This window comes from Parahaemophilus parainfluenzae (assembly GCF_001053575.1).
GTDB classification, from domain to species: domain Bacteria; phylum Pseudomonadota; class Gammaproteobacteria; order Enterobacterales; family Pasteurellaceae; genus Haemophilus_D; species Haemophilus_D parainfluenzae_S.
This window is the reverse complement of record NZ_JVSL01000020.1, coordinates 1-17,703: the sequence shown is the minus strand read 5'-3', so window position 1 is coordinate 17,703 and position 17,703 is coordinate 1. Positions and strand designations below refer to the sequence as shown.

General features: G+C 41.4%; 16 protein-coding genes. 13 read left to right on the top strand and 3 right to left on the bottom strand.

Annotation, left to right across the window (positions count from 1 at the left end; translation table 11 throughout):
* Window positions 1-5 precede the first annotated feature (5 nt).
* Both cysE and AC979_RS04150 read left to right on the top strand, forming a co-directional pair.
* Window positions 6-803: a serine O-acetyltransferase gene (gene cysE, locus AC979_RS04155; RefSeq protein ID WP_005695011.1), complete on the top strand. Its 798-nt coding sequence runs from the start codon at window positions 6-8 to the stop codon at window positions 801-803.
* Between the two features lie 9 nt (window positions 804-812).
* On the top strand, window positions 813-1,628 hold the full coding sequence (locus AC979_RS04150; protein WP_049372979.1) for a shikimate 5-dehydrogenase: 816 nt from the start codon (window positions 813-815) through the stop codon (window positions 1,626-1,628).
* Between the two features lie 47 nt (window positions 1,629-1,675).
* On the opposite strand, the gene udp is transcribed toward AC979_RS04150, so the two are convergent.
* Entirely contained in the window at window positions 1,676-2,434 is a 759-nt protein-coding gene (gene udp / locus AC979_RS04145) for a uridine phosphorylase (protein WP_049372978.1), read from the bottom strand.
* Window positions 2,435-2,481: 47 nt separating this feature from the next.
* Window positions 2,482-3,981 (bottom strand): helicase HerA-like C-terminal domain-containing protein, encoded by a 1,500-nt coding sequence (locus AC979_RS04140; protein WP_049372977.1) that lies wholly within the window; start codon window positions 3,979-3,981, stop codon window positions 2,482-2,484.
* A 122-nt stretch (window positions 3,982-4,103) separates the two neighbouring features.
* Between AC979_RS04140 and AC979_RS04135 the strand changes: the two genes are divergently transcribed.
* The 7 genes from AC979_RS04135 (at window position 4,104) to ppx (ending at window position 13,880) form a co-directional block, all read left to right on the top strand.
* On the top strand, window positions 4,104-4,769 hold the full coding sequence (locus AC979_RS04135) for an MOSC domain-containing protein (RefSeq protein ID WP_049372976.1): 666 nt from the start codon (window positions 4,104-4,106) through the stop codon (window positions 4,767-4,769).
* A gap of 1 nt (window position 4,770) precedes the next feature.
* Window positions 4,771-5,244 (top strand): YchJ family protein, encoded by a 474-nt coding sequence (locus tag AC979_RS04130; protein WP_049372975.1) that lies wholly within the window; start codon window positions 4,771-4,773, stop codon window positions 5,242-5,244.
* Complete coding sequence (locus tag AC979_RS04125; RefSeq protein ID WP_049372974.1) at window positions 5,244-6,068, top strand: virulence factor BrkB family protein; 825 nt, start codon at window positions 5,244-5,246, stop codon at window positions 6,066-6,068. Before AC979_RS04130 ends, AC979_RS04125 begins: the two co-directional genes overlap by 1 nt.
* A complete protein-coding gene (gene dtd / locus AC979_RS04120; RefSeq protein ID WP_049372973.1) occupies window positions 6,065-6,499 on the top strand; it encodes a D-aminoacyl-tRNA deacylase in 435 nt (144 codons plus the stop codon). The genes AC979_RS04125 and dtd overlap by 4 nt, the downstream gene beginning before the upstream one ends.
* A gap of 188 nt (window positions 6,500-6,687) precedes the next feature.
* Window positions 6,688-8,424 carry an autotransporter assembly complex protein TamA gene (locus AC979_RS04115; protein WP_049372972.1) on the top strand — a complete coding sequence of 579 codons (1,737 nt, stop codon included), beginning with the start codon at window positions 6,688-6,690 and terminating at the stop codon, window positions 8,422-8,424.
* Between the two features lie 3 nt (window positions 8,425-8,427).
* A complete protein-coding gene (locus tag AC979_RS04110; protein ID WP_049372971.1) occupies window positions 8,428-12,327 on the top strand; it encodes a translocation/assembly module TamB domain-containing protein in 3,900 nt (1,299 codons plus the stop codon).
* Between the two features lie 8 nt (window positions 12,328-12,335).
* On the top strand, window positions 12,336-13,880 hold the full coding sequence (gene ppx / locus AC979_RS04105) for an exopolyphosphatase (RefSeq protein WP_049372970.1): 1,545 nt from the start codon (window positions 12,336-12,338) through the stop codon (window positions 13,878-13,880).
* Window positions 13,881-13,902: 22 nt separating this feature from the next.
* On the opposite strand, the gene AC979_RS04100 is transcribed toward ppx, so the two are convergent.
* Entirely contained in the window at window positions 13,903-14,268 is a 366-nt protein-coding gene (locus tag AC979_RS04100) for a hypothetical protein (RefSeq protein ID WP_049372969.1), read from the bottom strand.
* A gap of 111 nt (window positions 14,269-14,379) precedes the next feature.
* Here AC979_RS04100 and AC979_RS04095 point away from each other — a divergent pair, with 111 nt between their 5' ends.
* From AC979_RS04095 to purT, 4 genes are all read left to right on the top strand, one after another.
* On the top strand, window positions 14,380-14,979 hold the full coding sequence (locus AC979_RS04095) for a beta-phosphoglucomutase family hydrolase (protein ID WP_005694997.1): 600 nt from the start codon (window positions 14,380-14,382) through the stop codon (window positions 14,977-14,979).
* Window positions 14,979-15,458 (top strand): YqaA family protein, encoded by a 480-nt coding sequence (locus AC979_RS04090; protein ID WP_049372968.1) that lies wholly within the window; start codon window positions 14,979-14,981, stop codon window positions 15,456-15,458. The genes AC979_RS04095 and AC979_RS04090 overlap by 1 nt, the downstream gene beginning before the upstream one ends.
* Window positions 15,459-15,714: 256 nt before the next feature.
* Window positions 15,715-16,218, top strand: coding sequence for an S-ribosylhomocysteine lyase (gene luxS, locus AC979_RS04085; protein WP_005694994.1), 504 nt, complete (start codon window positions 15,715-15,717; stop codon window positions 16,216-16,218).
* A gap of 9 nt (window positions 16,219-16,227) precedes the next feature.
* Window positions 16,228-17,409: a formate-dependent phosphoribosylglycinamide formyltransferase gene (purT, locus tag AC979_RS04080; protein WP_049372967.1), complete on the top strand. Its 1,182-nt coding sequence runs from the start codon at window positions 16,228-16,230 to the stop codon at window positions 17,407-17,409.
* Window positions 17,410-17,703: the final 294 nt, after the last annotated feature.

Below are 17,703 nucleotides of genomic sequence, written 5' to 3'. Positions count from 1 at the left end.
AAAAAATGACGTTAGAAGTATGGCAACACATTCGCCAAGAGGCAAAAGAACTAGCAGAATGCGAACCAATGCTCGCCAGCTTTTTCCATTCCACTATTTTAAAACATCAAAATCTTGGCAGTGCCTTGAGTTATTTACTTGCAAATAAACTGGCTAACCCGATCATGCCGGCAATTTCGCTGCGTGAAATTATTGAGGAAGCCTATCAAGCCGAGCCCAACATCATTGACTGTGCTGCTTGTGATATTAAAGCCGTGCGCCACCGCGATCCTGCCGTGGAATTGTGGTCTACACCATTGCTTTATTTAAAAGGTTTTCACGCCATTCAGAGCTATCGCATTACCCATTATTTGTGGAACCAAAATCGAAAAGCACTTGCACTTTATTTACAAAATCAAATTTCAGTGGCTTTCGATGTGGATATTCATCCTGCCGCCAAAATTGGGCACGGCATTATGTTTGACCATGCTACTGGTATTGTAGTGGGTGAAACCTCAGTAATTGAAAATGATGTGTCTATCTTGCAAGGTGTCACCCTCGGTGGTACAGGTAAAGAATCCGGCGATCGCCATCCAAAAGTACGAGAAGGCGTAATGATTGGAGCAGGTGCAAAAATTCTCGGCAATATCGAGGTAGGCAAATATGCCAAAATCGGCGCCAATTCTGTTGTACTCCAACCTGTGCCTGAATATGCCACTGCAGCAGGTGTACCTGCTCGTATTGTTGGCAAAGACAAAGCGGCAAAACCGGCATTTGAAATGAACCAATATTTTATCGATGATGATATAAATCTAAATATTTAAGGAATCGATATGATTAACAAAGACACCCAACTTTGTATGTCCCTTTCTGGCAGACCAGGCAATTTTGGCACAACATTCCATAACTATCTATATCAAAAACTCGGGCTTAATTTTATCTATAAAGCCTTTACTACTACGGATATTGAAAGCGCCGTCAAAGGCATTCGTGCACTTGGTATTCGAGGTTGTGCCGTTTCAATGCCATTTAAAGAAAGCTGTATGCCATTTTTAGATGAAATTTCACCTTCCGCACAAGCCATTCAGTCCGTGAATACCATTGTGAATGATCAAGGTTTTCTTCGTGCTTACAACACCGACTATATTGCCATTGTTAAACTTATCAAAGAATATCAATTAGATAAAAAGAGTAAAGTGATTGTACAAGGCAGTGGTGGCATGGCTAAAGCTGTCGTTGCTGCCTTTAAAAACAGTGGATTTGAGCATCTGAAGATTTTTGCTCGAAATGAAAAAACAGGTAAAAATTTAGCCGCACTTTATGGCTATGAATATATCCCATCTTTAGACAATCAATCGGCAGACATTTTAGTCAACGTTACGCCAATTGGGATGAAAGGTGGAAAAGAAGAATTTGATCTCGCCTTTCCTGAAAATCTTATTCAACAAGCTCAAACCGCTTTTGATGTGGTGGCGATTCCTGCTGAAACACCATTTATCCAATTTGCTCAACAGCAAGGTAAACAAACCATTTCTGGTGCAGAAGTGATTGTACTACAAGCCGTTGAACAATTTGAGCTCTACACAGGCATTCGACCTGATGACCAATTAGTCGCTGAAGCCGCCGCTTTTGCTCGAAAAAACAGTTAAAAAATAAACCGCACTTCTAAAAAAGTGCGGTTCTTTTTATCTGAGTTTTACGCTAACAATTTTCTTGCTGCTTCCACCACCACAGATACTGCTTTTTCTTCCGTATCTTTCATGGTGGCTTCATTTGGAATTTCTTGTTGTGTACGGTTTACAATCACACCTGCCACCATACCTGCTCGTAAGCCAAGGGCATTACACATCGTGAATAACGTCGCAGACTCCATCTCATAGTTCATCACATTGAGATCTTGCCATTGTTTTAGCAAGCCTTGGTAATCACGATATACTTTACCGCTGTAAGTATCGTAACGTTCTTGACCTGGATAGAACGTATCTGAAGAAGCTGTAATCCCTACAAATGGCTCAATGCCTTTTTCTTTAGCTGCATTGTAAAGTGCAGTGGTACATTCAAAATTTGCCACTGCGGGATATTCAATTGGGGCAAAGTGACGGCTTGCACCATCAAGACGAACTGCACCCGTTGTGACAAGTACATCACCCACATTAATGTGCGGTTGAATCGCACCTGTTGTACCGATACGTAAGAATGTACGCACACCAAGCTGAGCCAGTTCTTCCACACAGATAGACGTAGAAGGACCACCAATACCGGTTGAACACACCACCACCGGTTGACCATTTAAATAGCCTAACCAAGAAGTGAACTCACGTGTACTTGCAAGAAACTCAGGGTTATCAAGTTTTTTAGCAATACGTTCGCTACGCGCCGGATCGCCCGGCACGATAGCTAATGTTGCACCTTTCAGTTGTGCTTTAGTCAGGTTTAAGTGAAATACATCAGACATAACAATCTCCTTTTTCATTCTTGCCGCAAAGTGCGGTCAAATTTTCGTTATTTTTTCAATGCACCTAAGATACCACGCATGATTTGTTTGGTCACTTCATTACGAATATTGCGACCCACTGATTTTGCCACGCTATTCACAATTTGCTCTGTTGGGGAAAGTTTATCCCCGCGTTTTTGTGTTCCAAAAATCATACGGCTTAAGCTACCAAATAAACCGCTCTCTTCCTCTTGCTGCGCTTGTTCGGCTTGTTTTTGTTGTACTGCCGCTAAATCCGCTTGAGCATTTAATACTTCGAAAGCGGATTCATTATCCACATAATCCTTATAGAATGCATAAAGATCATCGTCTTTCACCCAAGCAGCTCGCTCTTCTTCAGTAATCGGGGCAAGTTGGCTTTTCGGCGGATAAACATAGGCCACTTCAACTGGCGTTGGCATACCTTTTTCATCTAAGAATGAAATCAATGCTTGCCCCACACCTAAAGTTGAAATGGTTTCAACCACATTAACAGCAGGATTAGAACGGAACGTTTCTGCCGCAGATTTCACTGCTTTTTGATCGCGTGGTGTAAAAGCACGTAACGCATGCTGGACACGGTTACCTAATTGGCCTAACACGGTATCCGGTAAGTCTAATGGGTTTTGGGTTACAAAATAAATCCCTACCCCTTTAGAACGAATCAAGCGAACCACTTGTTCCACTTTGTCCACCAACACACTTGGTGCACCATCAAAAAGTAAGTGCGCTTCATCAAAGAACATCACAAATTTTGGTTTATCTGGATCGCCGACTTCTGGTAATTGCTCAAATAATTCAGACATCAACCAAAGCAAGAATGCGCTATACATTCTTGGGGAATTAATTAATTTTTCAGAATTTAACACATTGATCACACCACGACCATCACGGGTTTGTAACCAGTCTTCAAGATTTAATGCCGGTTCACCAAAAAGATTGGTCGCCCCTTCATTTTCAAGTGTCAGTAAGGCACGTTGAATCGCGCCCACACTTGCAGCTGATACGTTGCCATATTCTACTTGGAAGGTTTTTGCATTCTCTGCCACAAATTTAAGCATTGCACGTAAATCTTTTAAGTCGATGAGTAGCAAGCCTTTATCATCTGCAACACGGAATACGAGGTTTAATAAGCCTTCTTGGGTTGCGTTTAAATTTAATAAACGGGAAAGTAATAATGGTCCCATTTCAGAAATCGTGGTGCGAAGTGGAATACCGGTTTCACCGAATACATCCCAAAATGACACAGGATAGCCATTTAAATAACTCTCGCCACCTAAATCAAATTGCTCAATGCGTTCCGCCACTTTGCCACTGAATGTGCCCGCTTTGACTAAACCAGACAAATCGCCTTTTACATCCACTAAAAAGACCGGCACGCCATCATCACTGAACGCTTCTGCCATTTTACGTAATGTTACGGTTTTACCCGTTCCTGTTGCCCCGGCGATCAGGCCATGACGGTTTGCCATTTTTGCGGTAATACCAAGGGTTTGACCTTGTTCGGTACGCGCGAGAGAATATTGCATAAAGATTCCTTTGTTTTGTTGGTTTTATTTAAACGAATAATAAGGAAAAAACGAAGTGCGGTCAAAATTTAAGTGATTTTACGGTATAATTTATCAAAACTAACTCAAAGCAGGAAAAATAGATGTCAAACGCAAAAATTCTTATTATTAAAACAGGATTAATAGAAACCTTAACGTTCCCTGATGGTAGCTCATATGAAAGTGCTATCCGTAAAAAACCGGTACCGATGGTAAAAGTGCACACGCTAGGTGCAGAAGGTAACGATGTAGGCTTAAAAGCTCATCACGGTGGTGTTGATAAAGCCTTGTTTTTTATGTCTGATGTGTCTTTCGACGCTTTAAACGCGCTACTTGGTGAAAAGTTTGATTTTCACGGTAGCGCGATTTATGGTGAAAACTTTGTGGTATCCGGCTTACATGAAGATAATGTCTGCATAGGCGATCGTTACAAAATTGGCACCACGCTTTTAGAAGTGTCTCAACCACGTAAACCTTGCGAACGTTTATCTCATAATACCAAGAATGAGAATACAAGAGAGGTAATTCGTCAGTCTGGCTGGACAGGTTGGTATGTTCGCGTGATCGAAGAAGGTGAAATTCATCAAGGCGATGAACTCATCTTGCAACACCGTCCTTATCCAGAATGGACTATTCGTCGTTTAAACACGCTACTTTCTGCTCCTTCAAGTGTGGCAGAATTAGAAGAAGCCTTAGCCATCGAGGAATTGGCGTCAGCGTTTAAACGTTCTGTTAACTCACAATTACGTAATTTACAGCAGGCGGCCTAAAATGTCGGCTAAAGCAACCGCACTTTGTCCGTGCCAATCTTCGCTTTCTTATGAAGATTGTTGCGGGCGCTTTCATTCAGGCAATATGTTTCCAGAAACAGCGGAACAACTTATGCGTTCCCGCTATTCAGCGTTTGTGCTTAAAAAGATTCCTTATATCGTGCAAACCACTGTGCCAAGCCAACAAACCTTATTAGATGAAAAAGCCCTGCAAGATTGGGCTGATGAAACACAATGGCTCGGTTTAGATATTGTCAAAGCAGAAACCTTAACCAAAACACAAAGTGAGGTTGAATTTAAAGCACATTTTCAAGGCAACGAACAGCCGCAAGTGCATCACGAACATTCACTTTTTGTAAAAATTGATGGCCGTTGGTATTTTGTTGATCCCACTGTACCGCTCCCAAGCAATAAACAGCCTTGTGTTTGTGGCTCAGGGAAGAAATTTAAACATTGTTGCGGAGGCTTGCTCTAATGACCTTAACGTCTTTTCTCGCATTATTCTGGCAGCGTTCTCAAGAAAATAAATTAACGCAAGCCGCCGGTTCACTCACTTACAGCACCATGCTCGCTATCGTGCCATTAATTATGGTGGTGTTTTCAATTTTCTCCGCCTTTCCCGTTTTTAACGAAGTAACTGGCGCATTGAAAGAATTCATCTTCACCAATTTCGCTCCTTCCGCGAGTGATGTTGTGGGACAATATATTGATGAATTCGTCTATAATTCAAAGAAAATGAGCGCCGTGGGGATTGTGAGTTTGATTTTAGTGGCATTAATGCTGATTAACTCCATTGACCGTACACTCAATGGCATTTGGAAAGACACCAGTAATCGCCCAATTTTTACGTCATTTGCTATTTATTGGCTCATTTTAACGCTCGGTCCGCTTTTAATCGGTACTAGCATTGCGGCGAGTTCCTACGTCAAAGCTATGTTCGAGCAATCGGAAACGCTCTCTTTTGGCTTAAAACTCCTCAGTTTTGTGCCATTTCTTTCTACTTGGTTTATCTTCACGCTCATTTATATGGTCGTGCCAAATAAGAAAGTGAGCATCAAACACTCTGCAGCAGGCGCATTAATTGCGGCAATTTTCTTTACCTTAGGAAAACAAGCCTTTACTTGGTACATCGCCACCTTCCCGTCTTATCAATTAATTTATGGCGCCATGGCGACACTGCCGATCATGTTATTGTGGATTCAAATCAGCTGGACAGTGGTGTTATTCGGCGCACAATTAGCCGCAGTACTTGCAGAAGTGCAGTCGATGAATCAAACAAATTTAGAGGAAGTAAAATGATTGCATTAATCCAGCGTGTAACACAGGCTAAAGTGGAAGTTGAAGGTCAAATTGTGGGACAAATCGGCAAGGGGTTATTGGTTTTATTAGGCGTGGAAAAAGAAGATGACCAAGCCAAAGCGGATAAACTCGCCGAGAAAGTCTTAAGTTACCGTATTTTCAGCGATGAAAATGACAAAATGAATTTAAATGTGCAACAAATCGGTGGCGAAGTGCTTGTGGTATCACAATTCACCCTAGCTGCAGACACGCAAAAAGGTTTACGACCAAGTTTCTCAAAAGGTGCCGCACCAGCCTTGGCTAACGAATTATATGAGTATTTTTCACAAAAATGTGCAGAAAAAGTCACTGTTGCCAACGGACAATTTGCAGCAGATATGCAAGTAACGCTGACCAATGATGGCCCGGTTACATTTTGGTTAAATGTCTGAATAAAGAGAACAATCACTATTTTTTTCAAAGCAAAGGAAACTCTTTCTTTGATCGCATTGTCGTATTAACGCTCACACGCATATAACAATTTCAAATCCCATCCATAATTGCGTTGCTAATCCCCTTATTTTATGGGTAAACTAAGGCGGTTTGATGTGGATCTTCTTAAAGTTTAGCTTGTAATAAAATGAAAAAAATTTCGTTAAAAATAACCGCACTTTTGCTTGGATGGATGAGTTTTTCAGCCCTTGCAGAACAAACCGTAGATATTGAGATCCGCGGTATTAAGGGTGAACGCGCCATTCGCAATACTGACATGAATGTCAATCTCATTGATAAAGGTGAGATGGACGGCTCAGATCGTTATAAACAATTAGTTTCAGATGCTGTCGATAAAGGCCTTCGAGTCTTTGGTTATTATGGTTCTTCCGTGACCTTTGAATTGAAAAAACGTAAAGGTCAACGAGATTTACTTATTGCGAATGTTACCCCAGGTGAGCCAAGTAAAATTGCAGGAACAGACGTTGAAATTACAGGCGAAGCCGCAGAAGATGAAAACTTCACGGCGCTCCGTAAAAACTTGCCAAAACAAGGGGAGTTAGTTGAGCATCAAAAATACGATGACTATAAAAGCAGCATTTCAAACCTTGCACTAGCTCGTGGTTATCTTGACGGAAAATTCCAAATTTCTCGCTTAGAAATCAGCCCAGAAACTCATGAAGCATGGTGGCGTATGCTATTTGATAGTGGCGTACGTTATCATTATGGCAATATCACCTTCAACCATTCCCAAATTCGCGAAGATTATTTGCAAAACATGCTCAACATCAAATCGGGCGATCCTTATTTAGTCAGTGATTTATCTGAATTAACTAACGATTTCTCTTCTACCAACTGGTTTAGTTCAGTGCTTTTACAGCCTCACGTTCGCGAAGAAGATAAATTAGTCGATATCGAACTTTTACTTTATCCACGTAAGAAAAACTCAATGGAGCTTGGGGTAGGTTTTGCAACTGATACGGGCCCTCATGTCCAAATTGGTTGGACAAAACCTTGGATTAATAGCCGAGGCCATAGTTTCCGTACAAATCTTTATGTCTCTGCGCCAAAACAAAACTTTGAAGCCACCTATAAAATGCCATTGTTGAAAAATCCATTAAATTATTATTATGAATTTTCAACTGGTTATGAAAAAGAAAATAAAAACGATACGGATACCAAAGCCCTCACTTTCGCTGCATTACGTTATTGGAATAATAGCGAGGGTTGGCAATATTTTGCAGGCCTTCGTGTTCGTTATGACAGCTACACACAAGCTGATTTCACCGATAAAACCTTCCTAGTTTATCCAACTGGGGGCTTTAGCCGTACCCGTTTAAGAGGTGGCCAATTCCCAACATGGGGAGATACCCAAAAAATCACGGTTGATTTAGGGAATAAGCTTTGGATGTCCGATGCTAATTTCTTTAAAGTTCAAGCTTCTACTGCCTGGATTCGTACGTACGCAGAAAATCACCGTTTTATTACCCGTGCAGAAATTGGTTATTTAAATACGCCTGATATTCGAAAAATTCCACCTGCATTACGTTTCTTTGCCGGGGGCGATCGCAGCGTGCGAGGTTATGGCTATAAGAAAATTTCACCGAAAAATAAAGAAGGGAAATTAGTCGGTGGCTCTCGCTTAGTAACAGGTAGCCTTGAATATCAATATCAAGTTTACCCAAATTGGTGGGGAGCGGTGTTTGCGGATACAGGCTTAGCCGCAGATGCTTACAAAGCAAATGAGTTACGCTACGGCGCAGGTTTCGGTGTACGTTGGGCATCGCCAGTTGGCGCCATCAAATTTGATATTGCAACGCCAATTCGAGATAAAGATAACAGCAAAAACATTCAATTTTACATTGGCTTAGGTGCTGAAATTTAGGGTATGACTATGTCTGAACAAGAAAAACAACCAGATAACCAAACCACACAACCCGTTAAAAAGAAAAAGACCTGCCGTAAAATTTTATGTGTCGGAAGTGCGGTCATCTTTGTCCCTGTTTTAGGCTTAGTCACAGCACTTTCTTTTGATAGTGGACAACGTGCACTTATTCAACTTGCGGATAAAATGCTCGATAGCTTATCTATTGAACAAGTCAGCGGTGGCTTACAAGATGGTTTGATCTTGGAAAATTTACGTTTTCAAACCACCGGCGTCGATGTAGCCCTTCCTAAAACGCGCTTACAACTGAATTTAGCTCGTTTACTTTCGGGTGATATTATTGTTGATGATCTCAGCTTAACACAGCCGAAAATTGCCATTGATACCAGTGTCATGCCACCTTCTGAAGAGAAACAAACGGAAAGTGGTCCAATGGAAAAAATCCATTTACCGGTTTCTGTACAAGTGAAAAATGTGGCGGTCACTGACTTTGATATGAAACTCGATCAAAGCAATATTACGTTTTCGTCATTTCAAAGTGCGGTCAGTTTAAACAATGAATCTGGTCTTACCCTTGAGCCTACCACACTTTCAGATGTGCTTTTCTCAACGGTCACCCAAACTCAACCGAATCCCCCTCAGCCCGAGAAAAAAGAACCTGCTAAACCCGTTGATTGGGCGCAAATTGAGCAAACACTCACACCGGCTTTTTTAGGTAATTTAAATGCGGTGAACTTGCCTTTTGATATGCACATTCCAAGTTTTTTGGGTACAAACTGGCAATATCAATCTCTCAATGAAAAAGGCGAAGAAACACAAAAAATCTCTGTACCTAAAGTGGAATTACAAGCGGATGCCACTGATCATTTAGTGAAATTACAAAAACTCGAGATTGATAGCTCTCTTGGCACACTTTCGAGCCAAGGGCAACTTCAACTCAATGAAGATTTTCCGGTTGATCTCACATTAAAATCTGATCTCCAAGCCTTTAAATCAAAAGACAAAACCATTCTTCCTGCTAGCAAAGTTGATCTCAATTTATCGGGTTCATTGAAAAAAACAACCGCACTTTCGTTAACCACACAGGGTGTGCTTGATGCCACCTTAACGGGTGACGTGAAACTGGCCGAAGATAAAATGCCATTAAATCTGCAGTTAAAAGCGAAAAAAGGTCAATATGCTTTTGCAGACAGCCTAGCACCACTCAAAATTAACGATGTCGATATCAAACTCACAGGCGATTTATTGAATTATCACGCAGAAGTTGTTGGTGGTGTGGAGGGTATGGATCATATCCCTCATACTCACGTTGATTTAAATGCAGACGGTAAACTCTACGAAGTCACCCTCAACGAATTAAAACTTGCTGCCCTCGATGGTACCGCACGTTTAACGGGTTCCTCAAACTGGAAAGATGGCGCACAATGGGATGTGACGGCTGATTTAAACAAAATGAACATTCGTCCTTATGTGCCTGCCATGCCAGCCGTATTATCGGGCAAAGTGAGCTCACAAGGTTCCGCTGATTCCAATCATTGGAAAGTGGATGTGCCTACCGTGGATTTAACCGGTAGTCTTTCCTCTCGCCCATTGAGCTTGAAAGGTAGTGTCTTTTTAAGTAATGAAACCTTATTAAACATTCCTGATTTATTGCTGAACTATGGCGATAACCGCATTGCGGCAAAAGGGACATTAGGTGATAAATCAAACTTAGATTTAGATATCAACGCACCAAGCTTACGTGGACTATGGCAAGATTTAGCGGGTTCCGTAGTTGGTAAAGCACAGATTTTAGGGAAACTTACTGCGCCAACCATTAATGCTGATTTAACTGCACAAGGCTTGCACTTCCAAGGATTAGATTTATCCAAAGCCTTAATTAAAGGTAATGTTGTCAGTGAACCGCAAGTGAAAGGTGAACTTACCGTCAAAGCGGAAAACTTCCGCTATGGCGACAGCATCAAATTGCATAATATTGATTTGAATGCATCGGGTGATGAAAAACATCATACGCTCACCTTAAAATCAAAAGGTGAGCCCGTTGCAGCTGATTTACAAATCGCGGGGAATTTTGACCGCACTTCTCAGCAATGGAAAGGCAATTTAAGCCAAGTGAGCCTAAACTCACCTATTGGTGATTTTAAAGTGAATCAAACCATTCCGGTGACTTATGACAATAAAAAAATCCAAGCCACCATTGGTTCACACTGCTGGATTAACCAAGACTTAGATCTGTGTTTCCCTCAACAATTTACGGCAGGGAAAAACGGCGAAGTCCCTTTTGAGCTTAAACGTATTAATTTAGATTTAGTGAATAAATTGATGGGACAAGACACGCTCAAAGGCCAGTTACAAAGCCGAGGTAAAGTGGCATGGTTCACGGATAAACCATTACAACTAAATGTGGCAGTGGAAGGAAATAACATTGGTGTGGCACAAAAATTAGACTACCGCACCTTTAAGCTGGATATTCCTAAATTAAGTGTGAATGCCGATATTCAAAATAACAATTTAACCTTGAAATCTGACATTAACGTTCAAAATCAAGGTCGAATCGGCACAGACTTAAAAATTCATGATTTAAGTAAAGGTCGTCAATTAGGCGGTACCTTTACCATTGAAGGTTTACGCTTATCCTTAGCCAATCAACTTTTCTCTAGCGGTGAAAGCATAGATGGTGAAGTGGTCTCACGCTTAAGTTTCGGTGGTAATTTAGAAAAACCATTATTAAACGGTAATTTTGATATCCGCAATGTGAAAACAAAACTGAAAAGCCTGCCTTTTGATGTAACTGATGGTCAAGTGGCAATCCGCTTTAATGGTACATCTTCAACCTTAAATGGCCATGTTCAAACACCAGATAGCAAACTCAATATCAACGGACAAGCTAACTGGGCTCACATGGATAACTGGACGGCAGAAGTTAGAGCGCAAGCGGATAATTTCAAAGTTGATATTCCATCCATGGCGAAGTTAAAAGTCAGCCCGAATGTGGTTGTCAAAGCCTCGCCAAAACTCTTAGATTTGAGTGGCAATGTGGATATCCCTTGGGCAAGAATTGCTATTGAAAGCTTACCGGACAATGCTGAACCAGTGAGTGAAGATGAAGTCATTTTAAATGGCCCAAGAAAAAGTAAAGAAGAGCTCATTAATCGCCAATTTGCTTCAGAAACCAAATCGGGCATGCAAATTCAATCTGATTTAAAAATTAAAATCGGTGATGATGTGCATTTAGATGCCTATGGTTTAAAAACCAATTTGAACGGCTTACTTTCTGTAAAACAGGATAAAGGCAAATTAGGTTTATTTGGTCAAATTAACCTAAAAAATGGTCGTTATGCTTCTTTCGGACAGGATTTATTAATTCGTAAAGGACAAATCAGCTTCGCCGGTTTACCTTCACAACCGATGTTAAATATTGAAGCAATTCGTAACCCTGAAGCGATGGAAGACAGCAAAGTAACCGCGGGGGTAAAAGTGATTGGTATGGCATCTAGTCCACAAGTCACCATTTTCTCTGACCCAGCCAAATCTCAAGACCAGGCTCTTTCTTATTTATTAACTGGCCGCTCATTAGAAAACAGCGGTGAAGCAGGCTCTAGTGGTTCTGTGGGTGCGGCATTACTTGGCTTAGGTTTGGCGAAAAGTGGTAAAGTAGTCGGCGGTATTGGCGAAGCCTTTGGTATTCAAGACTTAAACTTAGGCACTGCCGGTGTTGGGGATAGCTCCAAAGTACAAGTTAGTGGTAATATTGGTAAACGCTTACAAGTGAAATACGGTGTAGGATTGTTTGATGGCTTAGCCGAAGTGACCTTGCGTTACCGCTTAATGCCACAACTTTATTTCCAATCGGTTTCCAGCACAAACCAAGTTTTTGATTTATTGTATCAATTTGAATTTTAGGAAAGGACATGCATAAAGACAAGCAACTGGCTCAACTCACAGAACCTCATCACCGAGGTGAGGCCCGGGAGATTGCCGCCATTGATTTAGGCTCAAACAGCTTCCACATGATTGTGGCGCGCATTATCAATGGTTCGATTCAGGTGCTTTCTCGTTTAAAACAAAAAGTGAGACTCGCCGATGGCTTAGACGAGCACAATGTATTAAGCCAAGAAGCGATTGAGCGCGGGGTAAATTGCCTTGCACTTTTTGCTGAGCGCTTACAAGGCTTTGAGCCGAAAGATGTGAATGTCGTCGGCACTTATACCCTACGAAGAGCGGTCAATAATGACGAATTTTTACGTCAAGCTGCCACTGTCTTTCCTTATCCCATTAATATCATCAGCGGTCAAACTGAAGCCAAAACCATTTATGCCGGTGTTTGCCACACTCAACCCGAAAGCGGACGTAAACTGGTCATCGATATTGGTGGTGGCTCGACAGAAATGATCATCGGTGATGATTTCACCCCCTTAGTGGCGGAAAGTCGTCACATGGGCTGCGTCAGTTTTGCCAAAAAATTCTTCCCGAATGGAGAAATTTCAAAAGAAAACTTCGAGCAAGCGCGCCAAAGTGCGGTCAATAAAATTGAAGATTTAAGCTGGGAATATCGCAAGCTCGGTTGGCAATCGGTGTTAGGTTCATCAGGCACCATCAAAACCGTCTATCAAGTGATTACTGCAACTCTTGATCCTAACGGCATCATCACGGCTGAACGTTTACAGAATTTAATTGAACGAACCTTACAAGCATCCCATTTTGAAGAACTCAACATCGCAGGATTAAACCCTGATCGCGTGGATGTCTTTGTGCCAGGCTTAGCCATTTTAAGCGCTGTTTTTGATGTGTTTGGCTTAGAAAATATGCGCTATTCTGACGGCGCTTTGCGTGAAGGGGTGATTTACAGCTTAGAAAAAAACTTCCAAGTTTCAGACATCCGTACACGTACCGCATTAGGACTTGCCGAACAATTTAACTTAGATTTAGCGCAAGCTGATCGCGTGGCAAATAGTGCGAAAACCTTAATTGACCAATACACCCATTGGCAAAAACCGCATCTTGCTGATGAAATGAAAAATCTGTTAATTTGGGCAGCACGCTTATTGGAAGTCGGTATTGTCATTAATCATCGCAATGTGCAAAAACATTCCGCTTATATTCTGCAGAATATGGAATTACCAGGCTTTGATCGCGAACAACAACGCTTATTGGTAAATTTAGTTCGTTATCATACGAGTGCATTTAAAAAGAATGATTTACCGATTTTTGCTCGTTATGCGGATGACGATGTCCTTGTTTTACTTATTCTTTTACGCATTTCGGTGATTTTAAATAAATCTCGTCAGGCGACAGATAGCACCGATAAAATCAACCTCAGAATTGACCGCTCTTTGCAGACTTGGGAACTGACTTTTGAGAAACATTACTTGGATAATAATCCATTAGTATGGAATGATTTGCGCTTAGAAAGCAATTTACTCAAAGATTTAGAACTCAGTTTGATTTTTAACTGATAGAATAGGGGCTTTCATGCCCTTATTTTTTATCTTGCTCCAACAGCAAGCTATAAATATTGGCGAGATAATAGCTCTGCTCGGCTTCGGGAATTTCTCGCGGAATAAAAGAAAGCAAATCGTGGTGAATTTCCAAAACATCGGGGAAAATGACCGCACTTTGCATTTCATCATAAAAGGCTTGATGAAGCGGGGAAACGCAACCCCCTCGTTTTAAGCGGGCAAGGCTGTTGGCAATATGCAATAAGAGTGTGATGACAGTCGGAATCGACACATCAATGCGCCAATGATGCTCTAGGCGACTTTGCAAAGTCAGAATAATATCAATAACGTCCTGATCAATCTGACCGCGAATTTTCCAACGGGTTAATTGTTTGAGTAACGACATAACATTCCTTTTTGAGATAGGATAACTTTACCGCTATTTCATAAAATTACCAGTGCACAGATCACAAAATTGAAACAAAGTGAAAAAATTTACGAACTAGGAAAGCAATAAATGATAGATAACAGACTTTTTGAAAAATATGATGGCCTGATTTTTGATATGGATGGCACTTTAATCGACACCATGCCAGTACACGCCCGTGCGTGGAACATGGTGGGGGAACAATTTGGTTATCGTTTTAACAGCCAAATTATGTATGATTTAGGTGGCGCAACTGTGAGCACTATCGCCTCCGCCATTATGCAAGATGCCGGTATGCCACAAGAACGTTTAAATGAAGTCATACAAGCAAAACGCAAACTTTCTTATGAATTGATTCCAACAGAATCAAAATTACTTCCGACCTTTGACGTGGTGCGTCATTACTATCAACAAAAGCCAATTGCGCTTGGTTCAGGTTCGAACCGCCAAATCATTGATATGTTGATGCAAAAATTAGATATCAAACATTACTTTAATGCTATTGTCAGCGCTGATGATGTGAAAGAACATAAACCGCATCCAGAAACCTTTTTACGCTGTGCAGAACTGGCAAAAGCCGAACCATCACGCTGTATCGTCTTTGAAGATGCCGATCTCGGCGTAAAAGCGGGATTAAGCGCAGGAATGGATGTGTTTGATGTTAGAACGAGAGAGATTATTAGAGCCTAATGTGGGATATTTTCTCTTTCAGCTTTTGGGCTGATTTTTGGCAAACCCATGGTTTGTGGTTGATGTTTTTCAGCGCGTTCTTAAGTGCCACCATCTTGCCGGGCAATTCAGAAATTGTGTTTGTCTCCCTTGCTGTGCCAAAAGTATTGGTCGGGTCATTATTAAGTGCGGATATTTTTTGGCTTGTTTTTCTGGCAACCGCAGGCAATACACTTGGCAGCCTCACCACTTACTGGATTGGTCGATGGTTTCCGAAAATTGACAGCAAAAATGACCGCACTTTATGGGCAATAAACAAAATACAACGCTATGGTGCCATCACTCTATTATTGAGCTGGTTGCCTATTATCGGGGATGTATTTTGCGCGGTAGCCGGTTGGCTTCGATTGAATTGGCTAAGTTGTTTGATTTTTATGACGATTGGAAAAGGACTGCGTTATATTGCGTTACTCTTTTTCAGTTTACCTTTCGTGTCATAGCCGAGAATAGCCTTTGTGCATAACCTGGTTGTGGACTAGAATAAAGACGAATTGATATTCAACAGATAAAAAAACGCCCCTTATCGAGTAAGGGGCAAATAACCTAAGGAACCAATTTTATTAAAACAACTGCAAGTTGCTTGTTCTATAAGACCGACGCTAAAAAGAAAAGTTCAAAGAAATTGTAAAAAAATGTAAAAAAATTTACAAAAACTTGCAATTAATTTACAAATCACTGATTTTCAAGGAAATAAATATGCCATTACTTGACAGTTTTAAAGTGGATCACACCCGTATGAACGCACCTGCCGTGCGTGTAGCCAAAACGATGCGCACCCCAAAGGGCGATGACATCACTGTTTTTGATCTTCGTTTTTGCATTCCAAACAAAGAAATTCTCCCACCAAAAGGGATTCACACCCTTGAGCATTTATTTGCAGGCTTCATGCGTGACCATTTAAACAATGACAACGTAGAAATCATCGATATTTCCCCAATGGGCTGTCGTACAGGTTTTTACATGTCATTAATTGGCACACCAAACGAACAACAAGTGGCTGATGCATGGTTAGCTTCTATGAAAGATATTTTAACCGTGCAAGATCAAAACCAAATTCCAGAATTGAACGAATACCAATGCGGAACTTACACCGAACATTCTTTAGAAGAAGCACATGATATTGCTAAAAATGTCATTGCTCGCGGTGTGGGGATTAATAAAAATGACGATTTAGCTCTTGATGAATCTTTCTTAAAATAAGGACACAACATGACAACCCTAGGTACAGCATTAACCCCGAATGCTATCAAAGTGATGATGCTTGGCTCTGGTGAACTGGGCAAAGAGGTGGTGATTGAATTACAACGTTTAGGCGTGGAAGTGATTGCCGTTGATCGTTATGAAAACGCCCCAGCACAACAAGTTGCCCATCGTGCTTATACGATTTCCATGTTAGATGGTGCAGCCCTCAAAGCCTTAGTAGAAAAAGAGCGCCCTGATTACATCGTGCCGGAAGTAGAAGCCATCGCGACTGATACGCTGATTGAATTAGAACAAGCGGGTTTTAATGTTGTGCCTACCGCCAAAGCCACCAAGCTGACGATGAATCGCGAAGGCATTCGCCGTTTAGCTGCCGAAGAACTTGGCCTACCAACTTCACCTTATCAATTTGTCGATAACTTTGCTGACTTCCAAAGTGCGGTTGAAAAAATCGGTATTCCTTGCGTGGTAAAACCGATTATGTCTTCTTCCGGCCACGGTCAAAGTATTTTAAGATCCAAAGACGACTTACAAAAAGCCTGGGATTACGCGCAACAAGGTGGTCGCGCAGGCGCAGGACGCGTGATTGTGGAAGGGTTTGTTAAATTCGATTATGAAATCACTTTACTCACCGTTCGCCATATCAACGGCACCAGCTTCTTAGCACCAATCGGCCATCGCCAAGAAGATGGTGACTATCGCGAATCTTGGCAACCACAAGCCATGTCTGATGCAGCCTTGAAAAAAGCCCAAGATGTTGCCGAGAAAATTACCACTGCATTAGGTGGTCGTGGTATTTTCGGGGTGGAAATGTTTGTATGTGGTGATGAGGTTATCTTCAATGAAGTTTCCCCTCGCCCACACGATACCGGCATGGTAACGCTAATTTCTCAAGAATTATCCGAGTTCGCCTTACACGCCCGTGCGATTTTAGGCTTACCGATTCCGGAAATCACCCTTATTAGCCCATCCGCTTCAAAAGCCATTGTGGTGGAAGGCCAATCGAAAAACGTGCAATTTGGCAATATCGTCGAAGTATTGGCTGAACCTCACACCAATATTCGCATTTTCGGCAAAGGTGAAGTCAATGGTCATCGCCGTTTAGGTGTCTTACTCGCTCGTGATATTTCCGTAGAAAAAGCATTGGAAAAAGTAGAATGTGCTTACGCTAAATTGAATGTGAAATTATAAGATTAACTTGAGGATAAGTAGCTCTAAAATACAAAAAGTGCGGTCAATTTTTGAAAGGTTTTAAAACTCTTTGAAAATTGACCGCACTTTATATCGAGTTAAATTGTATTCTGCTTAAAATACTTCTGTATTATTTATCCCCAAGGCTTAGCATCAGGCTTGCTGTGTTTTTTTCGCCATTGGATACATGCAGGTCTATTCCACATTGTTCTTTCTTCACAGATTGGACCACCTTCTAAATACCAGCCTCTTTTCTCTAAACAAAGATTGACCTCTGGATTATCACTTTCACCA